Genomic DNA, 14,839 nt, shown 5'->3' with positions numbered 1-14,839 from the left:
ACGCATCAAAATCGAATTCTAAGGGGCGCTTTGTCATGTGACTTCCCGCGGTTCGGCGTATAACGGTTGGCGTAAGGTGGTGCCGAATTATCGAAGGGTTTTTATACAAGGTGGGTGTTATTGCTTCACAGTGAATTTGCCGGAACGCCGTCGTAGTTTTTTCGGTTAACAACCTGTTGGATCGGGGGTATTCGGCGTTTTTCCTGCAAGCCGGGCGGACGGTTTATGGCGAAATTTCTTATAGCTTCTGAGCGTTGGCGTCAGCAGAGCCAGCGCTTGATCGCATAAAAAAGCCCGCCAGGCTGCTGAGCCTCGCGGGCTTTTTGTTGGTGCTGTCCGGTGTTGCTTATGCGGCTCAGTCGGTCAGGCCGCCGATGCCTTCCACCGACCAGTTTTCGAAGTCGGCGGCGCCGGAGGTGTCGTCGCCTTTTTCGTATTGGATACGGCAGGCGTAGTGGCGCAATGTTGCCGGACTGTCCTTGCCGCTGATTTCGACGTCGGCATTGACGATGTATTCGTAATTACCCAAGCTCCAGGCGTTGGTCGGCTGCGCGGCGAAAGTCAGGTTTTGGCCTTCTTCCGCGTTTTGCTTGATGTGGGTGTTGCAGTGGCCGAAGGCCATAGCGGTCATGTCGGTGCTGATTGCCATGGGATTGGCAACGTCTTTGCTCTCGACCAAAAACAGGTCGGATGCGGCGATGTCGTACATGAAGGGCAGGAAAAACTTGATTTGGATGGCAAGCAGACCGGCCAAGCAAACGGCGAATATTATAATTTTCTTTTTATTCATGGCTTAGGGTGGTGTTTTTTAGGGTGTTTTTTCTTTGAATCGGCAGCGATTCTAACAAAGATCGCCTGGGCTAGGAAATGCCGGCCCGCGAAAGCTAATTTACCTCGATTTGGCCGATGTCCAAGCGGTAGTTGCAAGAAAATCCTTTTGCCGTCAAGCGGATAAATGCGGCCTGATTTTAGGGGATCAAAACCGCCGCGCCCTGGATTCGGCCGTTTTTCAATTGCGCCAGGGCCAGGTTGGCCTCGGCCAACGCAAAAGTTTGGACGTGGGTTTTCAGCGGTGCTTGCGCGGCTATCGCCAGAAAGGCTTCGCCGTCCTGGCGGGTCAGGTTGGCGACCGAACGCAGCGTGCGTTCGCCCCACAAGATCGAGTAGGGGAAGGCCGGAATCTCGCTCATATGAATGCCGGCACAAACCACGGTTCCGCCTTTCGCGACCTGCCGTAGCGCTTCCGGAACCAAGGCGCCGACCGGCGCGAACAGGATTGCCGCATCCATCGGGCGCGGCGGCGGCTGGGTCGAATCGCCGGCCCACTCGGCGCCGAGTTGCCGGGCAAAATCCTGGCCGGCGCAGTCGCCGGGTTTGGTGAAGGCGAATACCCGCCGTCCCTGCCAGACGGCGACCTGGGTAATGATGTGGGCGGCGGCACCGAAGCCGTAAATCCCAAGGGTTTCGGCATCGCCGGCGGCGACCAAGGAGCGGTAGCCGATCAGGCCGGCGCAGAGCAGCGGGGCGGCTTCGCTGTCGCCGTATTTCTGCGGCAGCGCGAAACAGTAATCCTGTTCGGCGACCGCGTATTCGGCATAGCCGCCATCCAAGGTGTAGCCGGTGAAGCCGGGGGCTTCGCACAGATTTTCCCGCCGGCTCAGGCAATACCGGCATGTGCCGCAGGTATGGCCCAGCCAGGGTACGCCGACGCGCTGACCGACGGCGAAACGGTTGGCCCCGGAGCCTTTGGCAAGCAGTTCGCCGACGATTTCGTGGCCGGGAATCAAAGGCAGCTTAGGATGGGCCAGTTCGCCGTCGGCCACGTGCAGATCGGTGCGGCAGACGCCGCAGGCGCGGACTTTCAATAGCACTTGGCCGGCCGCCGGAACCGGCAAATCAATATCGGCCAGGCGCAACGGAGCGCCGGCACGGTCCAGAATCATCGCTTTCACGGTTCTTCCCTCAATCCGGCCAGTTCGGCCAATTGTCGCCGGAGCTCAACGCTAATGTCCGCTGCTGGCTGCTCGGTATTGTTATCGAATACCACGCTGCTGCATATCTCGTCGGCTTGTAAGGCGTCCTGGCTGCGGTGGGCTTGTTCCAGTACTTCCAGGCCGGCTTCCGATGCATCGTTGCCGGCGGCCTGGCGTTCGATTATCCGCTGGTGCAAGGTAGCAGGCTCGGCCTCAACTGAGACCAACGCAAATCCGGCGCCGATCTGTGTCGCCAGTTCCCGGAACGGCCGGCGTTGATCGTATTGCAGAAATCCGGCATCGACGATCACGCCGAAACCGGCGGCCAGCAAATTCCGGCTCAATTCAAGCAGCCGGTCATAGGTTTGCCGGCTGGCGTCGGCCTGGTAAATGCCGCCGCCAATTGCGGAATGGCTGGATGCCAGTGGCTGCAGGCCGAACAGGCGTTTGCGCTCGACGTCGGAGCGCAGCCGGATCAAGCGGTATCGCTGCGATAACCATTGGGCGACGCGGCTTTTGCCGCTGCCGGGCAGGCCGTGCATCACAATCAGCGCCGGTTTGCGTTGCGTCAGGCAACTGCTCGCCAGTTCCAGGTAGGCCAGACACTCGCGTTTGGCGGCCGGGTCGCCGCTCTGCGCCAAACGAAAGCCGGCGACTTTGGCCCGCACCGTCGCCCGGTAACTCAGGTAAAACCGCAGCAGGCCCAGGCCGGCATAATCGCCGTTGTGTTCCAGATAAGCGTTCAGAAACCGATAGGCCAGATCGCCGCGGCCGCGCTGCAATAGGTCCATTACCATAAAGGCGGTGTCGTTGATCGTGTCGATCCAGCGCAGTTCCGGCGCAAACTCGATGCCGTCGAAAGGTACCGGCCGCTGGCGCAACAGCACGATATTGCCCAGATGCAGATCGCCGTGGCACTCGCGAATGTGGCCTTGTTGGCGCCGCTCGCCGATCAGGGCCGCACAAGCGGCGTATTCGGTTTCGCAGGCGGTTTCCAAGTGGTCGAGCATCTGCCAATCCGTCGTTTCGAGCAGCGACCGCAATTGCTGAAAATTTTGTCTGACCGGGGCCATCACCGCGGCCGGCGTACCGTAAACCGAATCGGCTGTTGCCGGGGGAAGCGCGGCGTGAAACGCGGAGAGACTTTGGGCCAGGCGGTCGAGATGTTCCGGCGCCAGCGCTTGGCGGCAGAACAGGTGGTCCAGGGTTTTATCCAGCGCAAAACGACGCATTTTTACCGCATATTCGATGGCCGGTTCGCGGCCGATTTCCGGTTGTTCGGCGCTGCCGCCGATGGCAACCGTTGCCAGATAAAGAGAAGGCGCCAGACGCCGGTTCAGTCGCAGTTCTTCCTCGCAGAAAAATCGCCGTTTGGGCAGGTCGCTGAAATCCAGGAATCCCAGATCGACCGGCTTTTTGATTTTATAAGCATAGCGGCCGGCCAGCAGTACCCAGGAAATGTGGGTTTCGAGGACCTCGACCTTGCGGGCCGGATGCGGGTAGCGTGCCGGATCGCACAGGGCCCGGATCAGCTGCGGATATTGCGTGGTCATGGCTGGCACTCTCCCGGCGTTACAGCGGTTTGCGGCCGATTCTGACAGATCGGCGGAATCCCGGCAAAACCGATTTGGCGGTGCGATCAGGTCGCCGTCGGGACCGATTTTGTGAGTGAATTGCTTGAACTACTGCGGCTAAAGTTACGGGATAATTGAGTTTTCGAATATAATTCCGTCCCGTTTACGTGGCTTTTGATGCGGCCGTAACGGCTTTGTTCGGGCGCATCGTCGGTCGTCCCCAACCACCGTGCCGGCTGGCACTCAGCGCTGACTTAATATGGATATCTCAATACTCGTCAAATCCCTGATCCTCGGCATCGTCGAAGGGTTAACCGAATTCCTGCCCATTTCCAGCACCGGCCACTTGATTCTAGCCGGCGATTTGCTGAATTTTAACGACGACAAAGCCAAGCTGTTCACCATCGTGATTCAGGTTGGCGCGATCCTGGCCATTTGCTGGGAATACCGGGCCAAGATCGGTTCGGTACTTAGCGGCCTGGCTACTGAGCGGCAGGCGCAGAAGTTCGTGTTGAATCTGGCCATCGCCTTCGTGCCGTTGGCGGCGCTGGGTCTGCTGTTCGGCAAATTCCTGAAGGCGACGCTGTTCAAACCGGTGCCGGTGGCGTTGGCCTTCATCGTCGGCGCCTTCATCATCATCTGGGCCGAAAAACGCGAGCACAAAGTCCGGGTCGAATCCGTCGACGATTTGTCGGCGCTGGATGCGTTGAAGTTGGGGATTGCCCAGGCTTTCGCGCTGATTCCGGGCATGTCGCGCTCCGGCTCGACCATTATCGGCGGCTTGCTGTTCGGCTTGTCGCGCAAGGCGGCCACCGAGTTTTCGTTCTTCCTGGCGATTCCGACGCTGGTGGTGGCCAGCGTCTACGACTTATATAAACACCGCGATTTGCTGCAAGCCGATAACGACGTGTTGTCGTTTGCGATCGGTCTGGCCGCCGCTTTCGTCAGCGCTTTGGTGGCGGTGAAGGGCTTGCTGCGTTACATCAGCCACCACGATTTCATTATTTTCGCCTGGTACCGGATTGTGTTCGGTATCGTCGTGTTGGCAACGGCCTACAGCGGTCTGGTGCAGTGGACCGTTGATTGAGGTTTTCCGCCACGCTTGCGGCGGGTTTGGTTTTTTGATCTTTAACATTGAAGGGTAGGTTATGGCGTTGCCGTTGTTGATGATAGTCATCGGTCTGGTGGTATTGGTCTGGAGTGCCGATATTTTTGTGGAAGGCGCCGCGGCGATCGCGCGTTTTCTGGGCATGTCGCCGCTATTGATCGGTATGGTGGTCATCGGTTTCGGCACCTCTGCGCCGGAATTGACGGTTTCGGCGCTGTCGGCCTGGCAAGGCAATCCGGGTATCGCTTTGGGTAACGCCTACGGTTCCAACATTACCAATATCGCTTTGATCCTGGGTACGGTGGCCTTGATCAGCCCTATTGTGGTTCACTCGCAAATCATCAAGAAAGAATTGCCGGTATTGATGGGCGTGACGGTATTCGCCTTCGGCCAGCTCTACGACGGTAGTTTGTCGCGGACCGATGCCATACTGGAACTGACGGTTTTCGTTGGGGTAATGACCTGGATGGTGCGTCAGGGCCTGAAGCAGAAGGTTGACGTGTTGGCCGACGAAGTGGCGGAAGAGTTGGCAGAGCACACTATGTCGTTTGCCCAGGCCACGATCTGGGTGGTTAGCGGCTTATTGCTGCTGATGATCAGTTCCCGGCTGTTGGTGTGGGGTGCGGTGACGATTGCGCAGAATCTGGGCGTCAGCGATTTGATCATCGGCTTGACCGTCGTCGCGATCGGCACCTCGCTGCCGGAATTGGCCTCGTCGATAGCCGCGGCCCGTAAAGGCGAACACGATCTGGCTCTGGGCAACATCATCGGTTCCAATTTGTTCAATACCTTGGCCGTGGTCGGCTTGGCCGGCGCGATTCATCCGATGTCGATTCCGGTCGAAATCGTCAACCGCGATTGGCCGTTGATGGCCTTGCTGACCGCGTCGCTGTTTGCGTTGGGTTATGCCGGCAAGCGCGAGCAGGGCCGCATCAACCGTGTCGAAGGCGGCGTGCTGTTGGCGGTTTACGCGGCTTACACGCTTTATTTGATCGACACCGTGGTGAGTGGGTAACTATGTCTTTGGAAAACCGTTTGGGGCATTTCGCCTACCGTTGGGGTAATTGGCTGCTTTATTCCCCTGCCCTGGTGCTGTTGGTTTCGGTGTTGGCGGCTTATTGGGCTTTGCAGTACACCGGCAACCACTTGACCGTGAATACCGATACCGCCGAATTGATCGCGCCGGATGCGCCGTTTCAACAAAACCGGCGCAAGTTCGAGCAGCAGTTCGGCCAGGAAGTGCATACGCTGCTGCTGGTGATCGAATCGTCCAGTCCGGAACTGACCAAAGCGGCGGCCCGGCGCCTGGGCCGCGAATTGCGCGCCGATACCGAACATTTCACCAAAGTCTATCGGCCCGACGAAAACGAATTCTTCCAACGCAACGGCCTGTTGTACCTGGATGCCGACAAATTGCAGGATTTCTCGGTCACACTGGCGCAAGCCCAGCCCTTCATCGGCCGGATTTCGCAGGACCCGAGTCTGAACGGTTTTTTCTCGATTTTCGAGGATGCGCTGAACGCCGAAACCAAGACCGAGGAAGTGCCGATCGACTTGATGTCCTTGATCGACAAAGTCAGCAATTCGTTGCACAAGACCCTGAACGGCGAGACCGACCTGCTGTCCTGGCAAAAATTGATCGCCGAAAACAAAATCAGCGAAGAGCAGTCCGACAAGGCCTTTATCTTCGTCACCCCCAAATTCGATTTCAGCCAGATTCTGCCGGTCGAGCCGGCGATTGACGTGATCCGCAAGGCGGCCAATAAAATTCAGGACCCGAACATGCCGGCCGTCAAAGTCTGGATTACCGGCGAAGTCGGCTTGGAGCACGACGAGATGGCCGGTATGAGCGAGGGTACTTTCACCGCCAGTATTTTCTCGGTGGTGTTGGTCTGCGGCATTCTGCTGGTGGCTTACCGCTCCTGGCTGCTGATGCTGGCCACGCTGCTGACGCTGGCGTTGGGCATGGTGTTTTGCGGCTTGTTCGCCTCGGTCGCGGTGAAACAGTTGAACCTGATTTCGGTGGCCTTCGCCGTGTCCAACATCGGTTTGGGCGTCGAATACGCCATCCATTTTTGCCTGCGTTACCGGGACAATCTGGATCTGCACGGCAGCGACAAAGGCAAGGCCATCCGTTCCGCCTTGCTGGCGACCAGCCCGTCGCTGATTTTATGCGCCGGCACCACCTCGATCGGTCTGTATGCGTTTATTCCGACCGATTACCAGGGCATCTCCGAGCTGGGTTTATTGGCCGGTACCAGTTTGTTTATCTGCCTGTTCGTCACGCTGACGGTGTTGCCGGTGTTACTGAAAGTGCTGCCGAATCCGCCCTACCACAATCTGCACGGCGAGCAGCCCGGCGCCTCCAAATTGTCGCTGGCCCTGGCCCACTTTACCCTGCACTACGCCAAGCCGATTTCGTTTCTGACCCTGGCCGGTGCAATCGCCGCGGTGTATTTCGTGTTCCAGGTCAAGACCGATTTCAATCCGCTGAATCTGCGCGACCCGCATACCGAGTCGGTGGTTGCCTTCAAGGAATTGATGAAGGAGCGGGAAACCTCGCCGATGACATTGACGGTATTGGTCAAAAGTGAAACCGAAGCCAAAGCCATGCAAACCAAATTGGCGGCCCTGAAAACCGTCGATAAGACCGTCAGCCTGTTCGATTTCGTCCCGGAAGACCAGGAGGAAAAGCTTGGCGTGATCGACGATATGGCGCTGGCGCTGGGGCCGCAAAGCCAGTCGTTTCCGCAATTGAAGAGCGGCGCCGATCCGTTGCCGGCCATCAAACGCATGATTGCGGCGATCGACGCCAATCTGCCGAAAAAGACCAATCCGGGCGATATTCAGTCCTTGAGCCGCTTCAAGCAGGAATTGCTGGATGTGCAGCTGGAACTGGAAGCGCGGATGCAGCCGGACCGCGGTGTATTCATCGAGAAAATTCAGACTTCGTTGCTCGGTACGCTGCCAACCGTGATGAACGAATTGCTGACCGGTTTCCGAGCCGCCGAAATCGTGCCGGAAAGTATTCCGGACGAAATCAGGGAGCGTTGGCTGAGTAAGGACGGCTTGTACCGGATCCAGATTTTCCCGAAAGAAGATTTGAACGACTTGGTCAATCTGCAGCGTTTCATCGTCGACGTGCAGGCCGTGGCGCCGAACGCGACCGATTTGCCGGTGATGTATTGGGAGTCGATGAAAGCCGTGATCGGCGCCTTCCAGGAAGCGATTATCATCGCCCTGGTGGCGATTGCGGTGCTGCTGATGGTCATCCGCCGCAGCGTGATCGATACCCTGCTGGTAATGGCGCCGTTGGTGCTGGCCGGCTTGTTTACGATGGCGACCACGGTATTTACCGGCACGCCGATCAATTTCGCCAATATCATCGCCCTGCCTTTATTGATGGGCTTGGGTGTCGATAACGGTATCCATATGGTGGAAAAACTGCACCACTCCTTGTCGGAAGAACAAAATATTTATCAATCCAGCACCGCGCGCGGCATGTTTTACGGGGCATTGACTACAATTTCCAGCTTCGTCGGCCTGGCGTTTTCGCCGCACCAGGGGATTTCCAGCATGGGTCTGGTCATCACCATCGGTATTTTCTGGATTATGACGTGTACCTTTATCGTGTTGCCGGCGATCAGCAAGTTGGTGCTGAAAAAAGCCGACCACGCTGCCTGAGCGCAAGTCCGGCCAAGCTGGACTAGACTTAGGCGGTCGCGTCCGCCGGGCCGGTCCGGCGCCAATTGGATTTAACTTTTTGTTGTAGAGGCAACCATGTTTGTAATCATCGGTTATGTGGTCATTTTGGGCTGCGTGTTGGGCGGCTTCCTGATGGCGGGAGGACACCTCGGTGTGCTTTGGCAGCCGGTGGAAGTATTGATCATCGTCGGTTCGGCGTTCGGGGCCTTTTTGGCGAGCAACTCGCTGACGGTCAGTAAAGCGGCCATGGCCGGCGGTACCGCCACCTTGAAAGGCAGCACCTATACCAAGGATTACTACATGGAGCTGTTGATGAGTTTTAACGCATTGAGCCAAAAGGCGCGCAAGGAAGGCTTGCTGTCGCTGGAAAAGGTTGTGGACGATCCGGAAGGCAGCTCGATATTCGGCGAGAAGGTGGTCCACGATCACCATTTGATGGAATTCATCTGCGACAAACTGCGTTTGATCCTGACCGGGGTCGACGTCAACCAGCTCGAAGACATCATGGACGCCGAGATCGAGGTCCACCACGCCGAGGGTAACGAGCCGATCAAGGCCGTGCAAAAAGTCGGCGACGGCATGCCGGCCTTCGGTATCGTCGCGGCGGTGATGGGGGTGGTGCACACCATGGAATCGGTGGGCATTCCACCGGCCGAACTGGGTAAATTGATCGCCGCGGCGCTGGTCGGTACCTTCCTCGGTATTTTGGTGTCTTACGGCTTTATCGGTCCGGTGGCGTCGGTGATGGAAGCCCGCCTGGAAGAAGAGAGCAATGCTTACAAATGCACCCAGAAAGGCCTGTTGAATTGCGCCAAAGGTACTTCGCCGGCGATGACGGTGGAATTCATGCGCACAGCGATTCCGCATTCTGCCCGGCCCTCCTTTGCCGAACTCGAAGAAGCCTTGAAGGGCGGTAAATAAGGGGTAAGCGAGCATGGCCGAACAACCGATAATCATCAAAAAAGTCAAGAAGGGCGGTCACGGCGGCCATCATGGCGGCGCCTGGAAAATCGCTTACGCCGACTTCGTGACGGCAATGATGGCCTTCTTTTTGTTGATGTGGTTGCTCGGTACCACCGATGAAGTCACCAAAAAAGGTATTTCCGAATATTTCCAGAATCCGTTCGGTATAGCGATAGCCAGTAACCCCGGTGAGGGCTCCGGCGACCGCACCAACATCATCCAGGCCGGCGGCCAGGATTTGAAGTCGCAGGACGAAGGCCAGGTTCACCAGGGCGAAGCGCCGCCGGCCGAACCGACGCCGGAAGATATCCAAAAACTGGCCGAGGAGCAGGAAAAAAAGAAGCTGGAGGAGTTGCAGGAAAAAATCGAGGACATGCTGGAAGCCAATACCAAGCTCAGCGAATACAAAGACCAGATCAAGCTGGAGTCGACGCCGGAAGGCTTGAAAATCCAGATCGTCGATGCCCAGAACCGGCCGATGTTCAAGCTGGCCAGCTCCGGGATCGAAAGTTACGCCCAGGCCATTCTGCGCGAGCTGGCGCCGGTCATCAACGAGCTGCCGAACAAGGTTTCGATCAACGGCCATACCGATGCCCTGCCGTTTCCAAGTAACCGCACCGGCTATTCCAACTGGGAATTGTCCAGCGACCGCGCCAACGTCGCCCGCCGCGAATTGAACCAGGGCGGCCTGAACGACGATAAGGTGTTGCGCGTGGTCGGCTTGGCCTCGAGTATTCCCTATAAGCTTGAGAATCCGAACGATCCGATGAACCGGCGGATATCGATTGTGGTGATGAACAAGAAAACCGAAAACCAGGTGCTGCACGACGGCGCCGATCCGACAGCATCGGAGGCGACGCCCAGTTTGCCCAGCGTCTCGCCGACGGTGCAGCAAAACATCAAAGTCACCGGCCCGCCGGCTACGCATTAGCCGCTTCCCGCTGCGACTATAGTCGTGCAATTGCTGAAAGCCGCGATCAGCCAGTTGCTGGCGCTGGCCGGCGTCTGGTTGGCGCTTCGTCTCTGGCCGGACATATTGGAAGCGAGCTGGGCGCCGGCGTGGCAAGCTGCGATTGCGGCGCTGTTATCCCGTCTGTTACGGCAACCTTTGTGGTGGCTGCCGATCCATCTGCTATTTTTCCCCGCCGTGTTGTTCGCTGTCAGCCTGCAGTTGCCGGCCTTGGCTTATCTGGGCGCGGGTTTGCTGATGGCTTTGGTATTCTGGGGAACGGCCGGCGGCGACGTGCCGCTGTTTTTGTCCTCGCCGGCCGTCGCAGCAGCCTTGCGGGATATTGCGGTGCGGGAGCGGGCCCAGGCGTTTATCGACCTGGGTGCCGGCGTCGCCAGCGTGGCGGCGCCTTTGGCTGCAACCATGCCCGAATTGCGGGTGACGGCGCAGGAGCGGGCGCCACTGCCCTATCTGGCGGCGCGTTGGCGGTGCCGGAAGCTGGTCAATGCCACGGTCGTCGGCGGCAGTTTCTGGGATTGCGATTTGGGTCGGTTCGATCTGGTGTTTGCCTTCCTGTCGCCGGCGGTGATGCGGCGCCTGGGCCGGAAACTGGAGCGGGAAATGCGGCCCGGCAGCCTGTTCGTGTCGTCGTCGTTTCCGCTACCCGATTGGCCGGTTAGCGCGGAAATCCATCTGGCTGACCGGCGCGCTACTCGCTTGTACTGCTATCGGATCGGGGAGCGGCACGGCTAAGGCCGGCACTCGAATTCCGGCACCAAGCTCTGCAAGTCGGCCAAAAGCGCGGCGTTATCGCGGCAGGCGCAAGCCTGTTGCAAGGACTCGATTCGCTGGCTCCATTCTTCGCTGTCGTAAATTCTGGCTTTGGCCAGGCGTAGCTTCTCGTGGCCGGTCGGCAGCAGTTGTTCCTGTTCGTGAAACAGCTCCTCGTACAGTTTCTCGCCGGGGCGCAGGCCGACGTATTCGATTTTGATGTCGGTGCCCGGCTGTTTGCCGCTGAGGCGGATCATCTGTTCCGCCAGATAGCTGATTTTGACCGGCTCGCCCATGTCCAACACGAAAACTTCGCCGCCCTGGCCGATGGTTTCGGCCTGCATGATGAGTTGGCAGGCTTCCGGAATGGTCATGAAGTAGCGGGTGATGTCCGGATGAGTCACGGTGACCGGACCGCCGGCCTGGATTTGTTCGCGGAATAAGGGCACCACGCTGCCGGCCGAGTCCAGGACATTGCCGAACCGCACCGTCGTGAAACGGGTGCTGCCGCGGCGATCCAGATTCTGGCACAGGATTTCGGCGGCGCGTTTGGTGGCTCCCATCACGTTGGTGGGGTTGACCGCCTTGTCGGTGGAAATCAATACAAAGCGGGCCACTCCGGCGGCCATGGCGGCTTCGGCCAGGATTTTGGTGCCGATCAGGTTGTTATGCAGCGCTTCCCGCACTTGGTTTTGCAGTAGCGGCACGTGTTTGTAGGCAGCGGCATGAAACACGATTTCCGGCTTCTGCTCGCGAATCACCCGCTGTACCGCGACCGGATCGGCAACGTCGCCGAGTACGGCAACCCGCAACAACTCCGGAAAGCGTCGCTGTAATTCGGCGTCGATTTTGTACAGGTTGAATTCGCATTGATCGAACACGATCAGCTTGCGCGGCTGGGTTCCGGCCAGTTGTTTGCAAAGTTCGGAGCCGATCGAGCCGCCGCCGCCGGTAACGAGCACGGTCTTGCCGTGCAAGTGGCTCTTGATTCCCCGCCAATCCAGCTTGATCGGCGTGCGGCCCAGAATGTCCTTGATCGATACGTTACGCAGTGCGGTCTTGGCCACGGCACCGCTGAGCAATTCCTTGACCGACGGCAGGGTTTTGAAGGGTACTTTACTGGTCTCGCAGATTTCGACGATGCGCTGCATTTGGGCGTCGCTGGCCGATGGCACCGCGATCAGTACTACCTCGATATCCCATTGCTTGACCAGAGCCGGAATCTGGCTGACATTGCCGGCAACCCGGATGCCGCGAATTTCGCGCCTGAATTTGGCCGGATTGTCGTCGGCAAACACGACCGGCACGTAGCCGCTGTCCGGCGTGGTCAGCAGGTCGCGGATCAGCATTTCGCCGGCTGCGCCGGCGCCGACGATCAGGGCCCGGCGGCCGATCCGATCGACGAAGGCGCGTTCCTTCCAGAACCGGTATACCAGACGCGGCACGCTGAGTAGCGAGAACAAGGTCAGTACGTAAAGCGGCACTACCGAGCGCGGCACGCCCGCCAGCCGGTCGTACAAGAACAGCGACGAGGCGATCAGGAAGATGCCGGCCAATACCGCCTTGCCGATCCGGATTAGATCCGGCAGCGAGGAAAAGCGCCAGACCCCGCGGTAAAGCCCGAACACCCAAAACAGCGTGACTTGAATCGCCATCACCAGCGGCAAAAACAACAAGGCCGGGTAAAAAAATTCGTCCGGGATCTGCTGCAGATTGAATCGCAACCAATAGGCGCCGAACCAGGCCAGCGGGATCATGCACAGGTCGTGCAGGAAAATGGTGGTGCGCGAGCGGAAGTGGAATGTCACGATGCGACGAACCCGGTACGGCCGGCCTGGAAACGGTAGGCCAGATAGAGTAAGGGCAGATAGGCGGCGGCCAGTGCGGCCAGGGCGTGGGACGGATGCAAAAAGGCCCAGACCGAGCATGGCAGCAGCCAGCCCAGATTGATGGCCCAGCAAGCCATCAGTACCGGCAAATGGCCGTAGCGTTTGGCGGCGTGCTGGTAAGTGTGCGAACAATGCGCCGCGTACCACTGTTGGCCGCTAATCAGTCGGTAGGCCAAGGTATAACTGGCGTCGACCACGAACAGACCGAACAGGATCAGCCCGCAGTACAACAATACCGCCGCCTGTTGCGCGGCCAGCAAGATCAGCAAGCCCAACACCAGGCCGACGAAACCGCTGCCGACGTCGCCCATGAAGATTTTGGCTTTCGGCCAGTTCCAGCACAAAAAACCGGCACTAGCCGCCGCCAGACCGGCGGCTAACGCGCATAGCGCGCGGTCGAGGTGTAGCAGATAGCCGGCCAGCACCAGGCAGACGAAGATGGCTTCCGAGGCGGCGATGCCGTCGGTGCCGTCCATGAAGTTGAACAAATTCAGCGCCCAGACCAGAAACAGAATGGCGAGCGGATAACCGAGCCAGCCTGGATTGAAGAAGCGCAGGCCGAACATGGCGTCGAACGGTGCCGGCACCAACAGCGGCGACAAGCCTTGCAACAGGCTGACGCCCCATGCAGCAGCCAACAGGTGGATGGCAAAGCGCCAGCGCGCGGCGACGCCGCCGTGGTCGTCCCAGAAACCGACGCCTGCTACCGGCAGCGCCGCGGCCAGCATTGCAAAACGCTCTGGGCCGAGTTGAGCGGTCCAGAACAGCCACAGGCAGGCCGCGCTAAAACCGAGCACGATGGCCAAACCGCCGCCGCGCGGGGTCGGTACGCTATGCGAACTGCGCTGATTGGGAATATCCAGAACTTGATTAGCGAGCGCATAGCGGCGGATCAGGCCGGTCAGCAGCGCCGACAGCGCGAAAATAACGCAGAAAAGTAGCATCACGCCCGATGGCTTAAATAACGAATGATCTCCGGCAAGGTGTCGCGGAGCGTATGCTCGGGCTCGTAGCCCAAATCGCGGCGGATTTTAGCAGACGAATACCAGGCTGAACCGGTTAATTTATCCAAACTGTCGCTATCCAGCGGAAAACGCCGCCCGGCGAGACGGCCGTAAAGGTCGCCGAATTTGGCGGCTGCCTGCAACAACGGTAACGGCACCGACCCGCTAACTGGCGGCTTTCCGAGCGCGGCGCGGATCAGGTCGTAGATGTCGCGGGTGGAATAGCATTGGCCGTCGGTCACGATATAGATTTGGCCGGCGGCTTGCGGCCGTTCCGCGGCCACTATCGCCGCGGCGGCGACATCGTCGACGTGCACCATCGAGCGGCGGTTGCCGGGCGGTAACGGCGGGAACAGGCCTTTCCGGATCGCCTCTATCATCCGCGGCAGGTTGCCTTTGCCGCTGTTGCCGTAGACCATGCTGGGCCGGATCACCACCGGATGCAGCACATAGCCGCCATGCAAAACCAATTGTTCGGCGGCGTATTTGGACTGGCCGTAAGGATCGGTGGCCGGCGCTTCGGCGGTTTCGTCCTGCGGTTGCCGGTTGTCTTCGCCTACCGCCTTGACGCTGCTGAAATAGACGAAGCGCTTCACGCCGGCCCGCTGCGCGGCGATCAGCAGCTTCCGCGTGGCTTCGCTGTTGATTTGGCGGTACTCCGCCGCGTCCTGCCGGTTTTCGGCCAGCGCATGGGCTTTTCCGGCCAAGTGAAACACCGTATCGACACCGGCACCGAGCAGGTCGGGCGCGTCCGCAGCGGTCGCCAGATCCCAATAAAAATCGGCGGCGTCGGAGCGGCCGGCGCTCGCCACGGTATAGCCAAGTTGTTTTAATTTGCCGCAAAGTACGCCGCCGATGAAACCGGTGGCCCCGGTTACCAGCGCTTTATGTCCGGCCATTGGC

General features: G+C 59.0%; 12 protein-coding genes. 6 read left to right on the top strand and 6 right to left on the bottom strand.

Annotated elements, in window-relative coordinates; all coding sequences use genetic code 11:
* Positions 1-355 precede the first annotated feature (355 nt).
* The 3 genes from ACH518_RS03410 to ACH518_RS03400 all read right to left on the bottom strand — a co-directional run bounded on the left by ACH518_RS03410 (position 356) and on the right by ACH518_RS03400 (position 3,526).
* Entirely contained in the window at positions 356-790 is a 435-nt protein-coding gene (locus tag ACH518_RS03410; RefSeq protein ID WP_140910729.1) for a hypothetical protein, read from the bottom strand.
* Between the two features lie 178 nt (positions 791-968).
* Complete coding sequence (locus tag ACH518_RS03405) at positions 969-1,943, bottom strand: zinc-dependent alcohol dehydrogenase family protein (protein WP_445372961.1); 975 nt, start codon at positions 1,941-1,943, stop codon at positions 969-971.
* A 5-nt stretch (positions 1,944-1,948) separates the two neighbouring features.
* Positions 1,949-3,526, bottom strand: a complete 1,578-nt coding sequence (locus tag ACH518_RS03400) for a bifunctional aminoglycoside phosphotransferase/ATP-binding protein (protein WP_445371871.1) — start codon at positions 3,524-3,526, stop codon at positions 1,949-1,951.
* Positions 3,527-3,806: 280 nt separating this feature from the next.
* On the opposite strand from ACH518_RS03400, the gene ACH518_RS03395 reads away from it, so the two are divergent.
* The 6 genes from ACH518_RS03395 (at position 3,807) to ACH518_RS03370 (ending at position 11,025) form a co-directional block, all read left to right on the top strand.
* Entirely contained in the window at positions 3,807-4,634 is an 828-nt protein-coding gene (locus ACH518_RS03395) for an undecaprenyl-diphosphate phosphatase (protein ID WP_445371870.1), read from the top strand.
* Positions 4,635-4,695: 61 nt separating this feature from the next.
* Positions 4,696-5,670, top strand: coding sequence for a calcium/sodium antiporter (locus ACH518_RS03390; protein WP_445371869.1), 975 nt, complete (start codon positions 4,696-4,698; stop codon positions 5,668-5,670).
* Positions 5,671-5,672: 2 nt separating this feature from the next.
* Positions 5,673-8,339, top strand: a complete 2,667-nt coding sequence (locus ACH518_RS03385) for an MMPL family transporter (RefSeq protein ID WP_445371868.1) — start codon at positions 5,673-5,675, stop codon at positions 8,337-8,339.
* Positions 8,340-8,435: 96 nt separating this feature from the next.
* On the top strand, positions 8,436-9,281 hold the full coding sequence (gene motA, locus ACH518_RS03380) for a flagellar motor stator protein MotA (RefSeq protein WP_140910723.1): 846 nt from the start codon (positions 8,436-8,438) through the stop codon (positions 9,279-9,281).
* Positions 9,282-9,294: 13 nt separating this feature from the next.
* On the top strand, positions 9,295-10,254 hold the full coding sequence (motB, locus tag ACH518_RS03375) for a flagellar motor protein MotB (RefSeq protein ID WP_445371867.1): 960 nt from the start codon (positions 9,295-9,297) through the stop codon (positions 10,252-10,254).
* 24 nt (positions 10,255-10,278) lie between these two features.
* Positions 10,279-11,025, top strand: a complete 747-nt coding sequence (locus ACH518_RS03370; RefSeq protein ID WP_445371866.1) for a hypothetical protein — start codon at positions 10,279-10,281, stop codon at positions 11,023-11,025.
* On the opposite strand, the gene ACH518_RS03365 is transcribed toward ACH518_RS03370, so the two are convergent.
* From ACH518_RS03365 to ACH518_RS03355, 3 genes are read right to left on the bottom strand one after another with little or no spacing between them, the layout of a single operon-like run.
* Positions 11,022-12,851: a polysaccharide biosynthesis protein gene (locus tag ACH518_RS03365; protein WP_186289466.1), complete on the bottom strand. Its 1,830-nt coding sequence runs from the start codon at positions 12,849-12,851 to the stop codon at positions 11,022-11,024. The genes ACH518_RS03370 and ACH518_RS03365 overlap by 4 nt on opposite strands.
* The gene (locus ACH518_RS03360; RefSeq protein ID WP_445372960.1) at positions 12,848-13,876 is read right to left on the bottom strand and encodes an MraY family glycosyltransferase; all 1,029 of its coding nucleotides are present in this window, start codon (positions 13,874-13,876) and stop codon (positions 12,848-12,850) included. The genes ACH518_RS03365 and ACH518_RS03360 overlap by 4 nt, the downstream gene beginning before the upstream one ends.
* Entirely contained in the window at positions 13,876-14,835 is a 960-nt protein-coding gene (locus tag ACH518_RS03355; protein WP_445371865.1) for an NAD-dependent epimerase/dehydratase family protein, read from the bottom strand. The genes ACH518_RS03360 and ACH518_RS03355 overlap by 1 nt, the downstream gene beginning before the upstream one ends.
* Positions 14,836-14,839 lie beyond the last annotated feature (4 nt).

The sequence above is a fragment of the Methylomonas sp. HW2-6 genome (assembly GCF_052474525.1).
This window is presented reverse-complemented; position numbering and strand designations above follow the sequence as displayed.

What these genes read in the sequence shown, in the direction of transcription:
- ACH518_RS03410 (WP_140910729.1), bottom strand. Translation starts at nt 790, where the DNA reads ATGAATAAAAAGAAAATTATAATATTCGCCGTTTGCTTGGCCGGTCTG.
- ACH518_RS03405 (WP_445372961.1), bottom strand. Translation starts at nt 1,943, where the DNA reads ATGATTCTGGACCGTGCCGGCGCTCCGTTGCGCCTGGCCGATATTGAT.
- ACH518_RS03360 (WP_445372960.1), bottom strand. Translation starts at nt 13,876, where the DNA reads ATGCTACTTTTCTGCGTTATTTTCGCGCTGTCGGCGCTGCTGACCGGC.
- ACH518_RS03390 (WP_445371869.1), top strand. Translation starts at nt 4,696, where the DNA reads ATGGCGTTGCCGTTGTTGATGATAGTCATCGGTCTGGTGGTATTGGTC.
- ACH518_RS03385 (WP_445371868.1), top strand. Translation starts at nt 5,673, where the DNA reads ATGTCTTTGGAAAACCGTTTGGGGCATTTCGCCTACCGTTGGGGTAAT.
- motB (WP_445371867.1), top strand. Translation starts at nt 9,295, where the DNA reads ATGGCCGAACAACCGATAATCATCAAAAAAGTCAAGAAGGGCGGTCAC.
- motA (WP_140910723.1), top strand. Translation starts at nt 8,436, where the DNA reads ATGTTTGTAATCATCGGTTATGTGGTCATTTTGGGCTGCGTGTTGGGC.
- ACH518_RS03355 (WP_445371865.1), bottom strand. Translation starts at nt 14,835, where the DNA reads ATGGCCGGACATAAAGCGCTGGTAACCGGGGCCACCGGTTTCATCGGC.
- ACH518_RS03395 (WP_445371870.1), top strand. Translation starts at nt 3,807, where the DNA reads ATGGATATCTCAATACTCGTCAAATCCCTGATCCTCGGCATCGTCGAA.
- ACH518_RS03400 (WP_445371871.1), bottom strand. Translation starts at nt 3,526, where the DNA reads ATGACCACGCAATATCCGCAGCTGATCCGGGCCCTGTGCGATCCGGCA.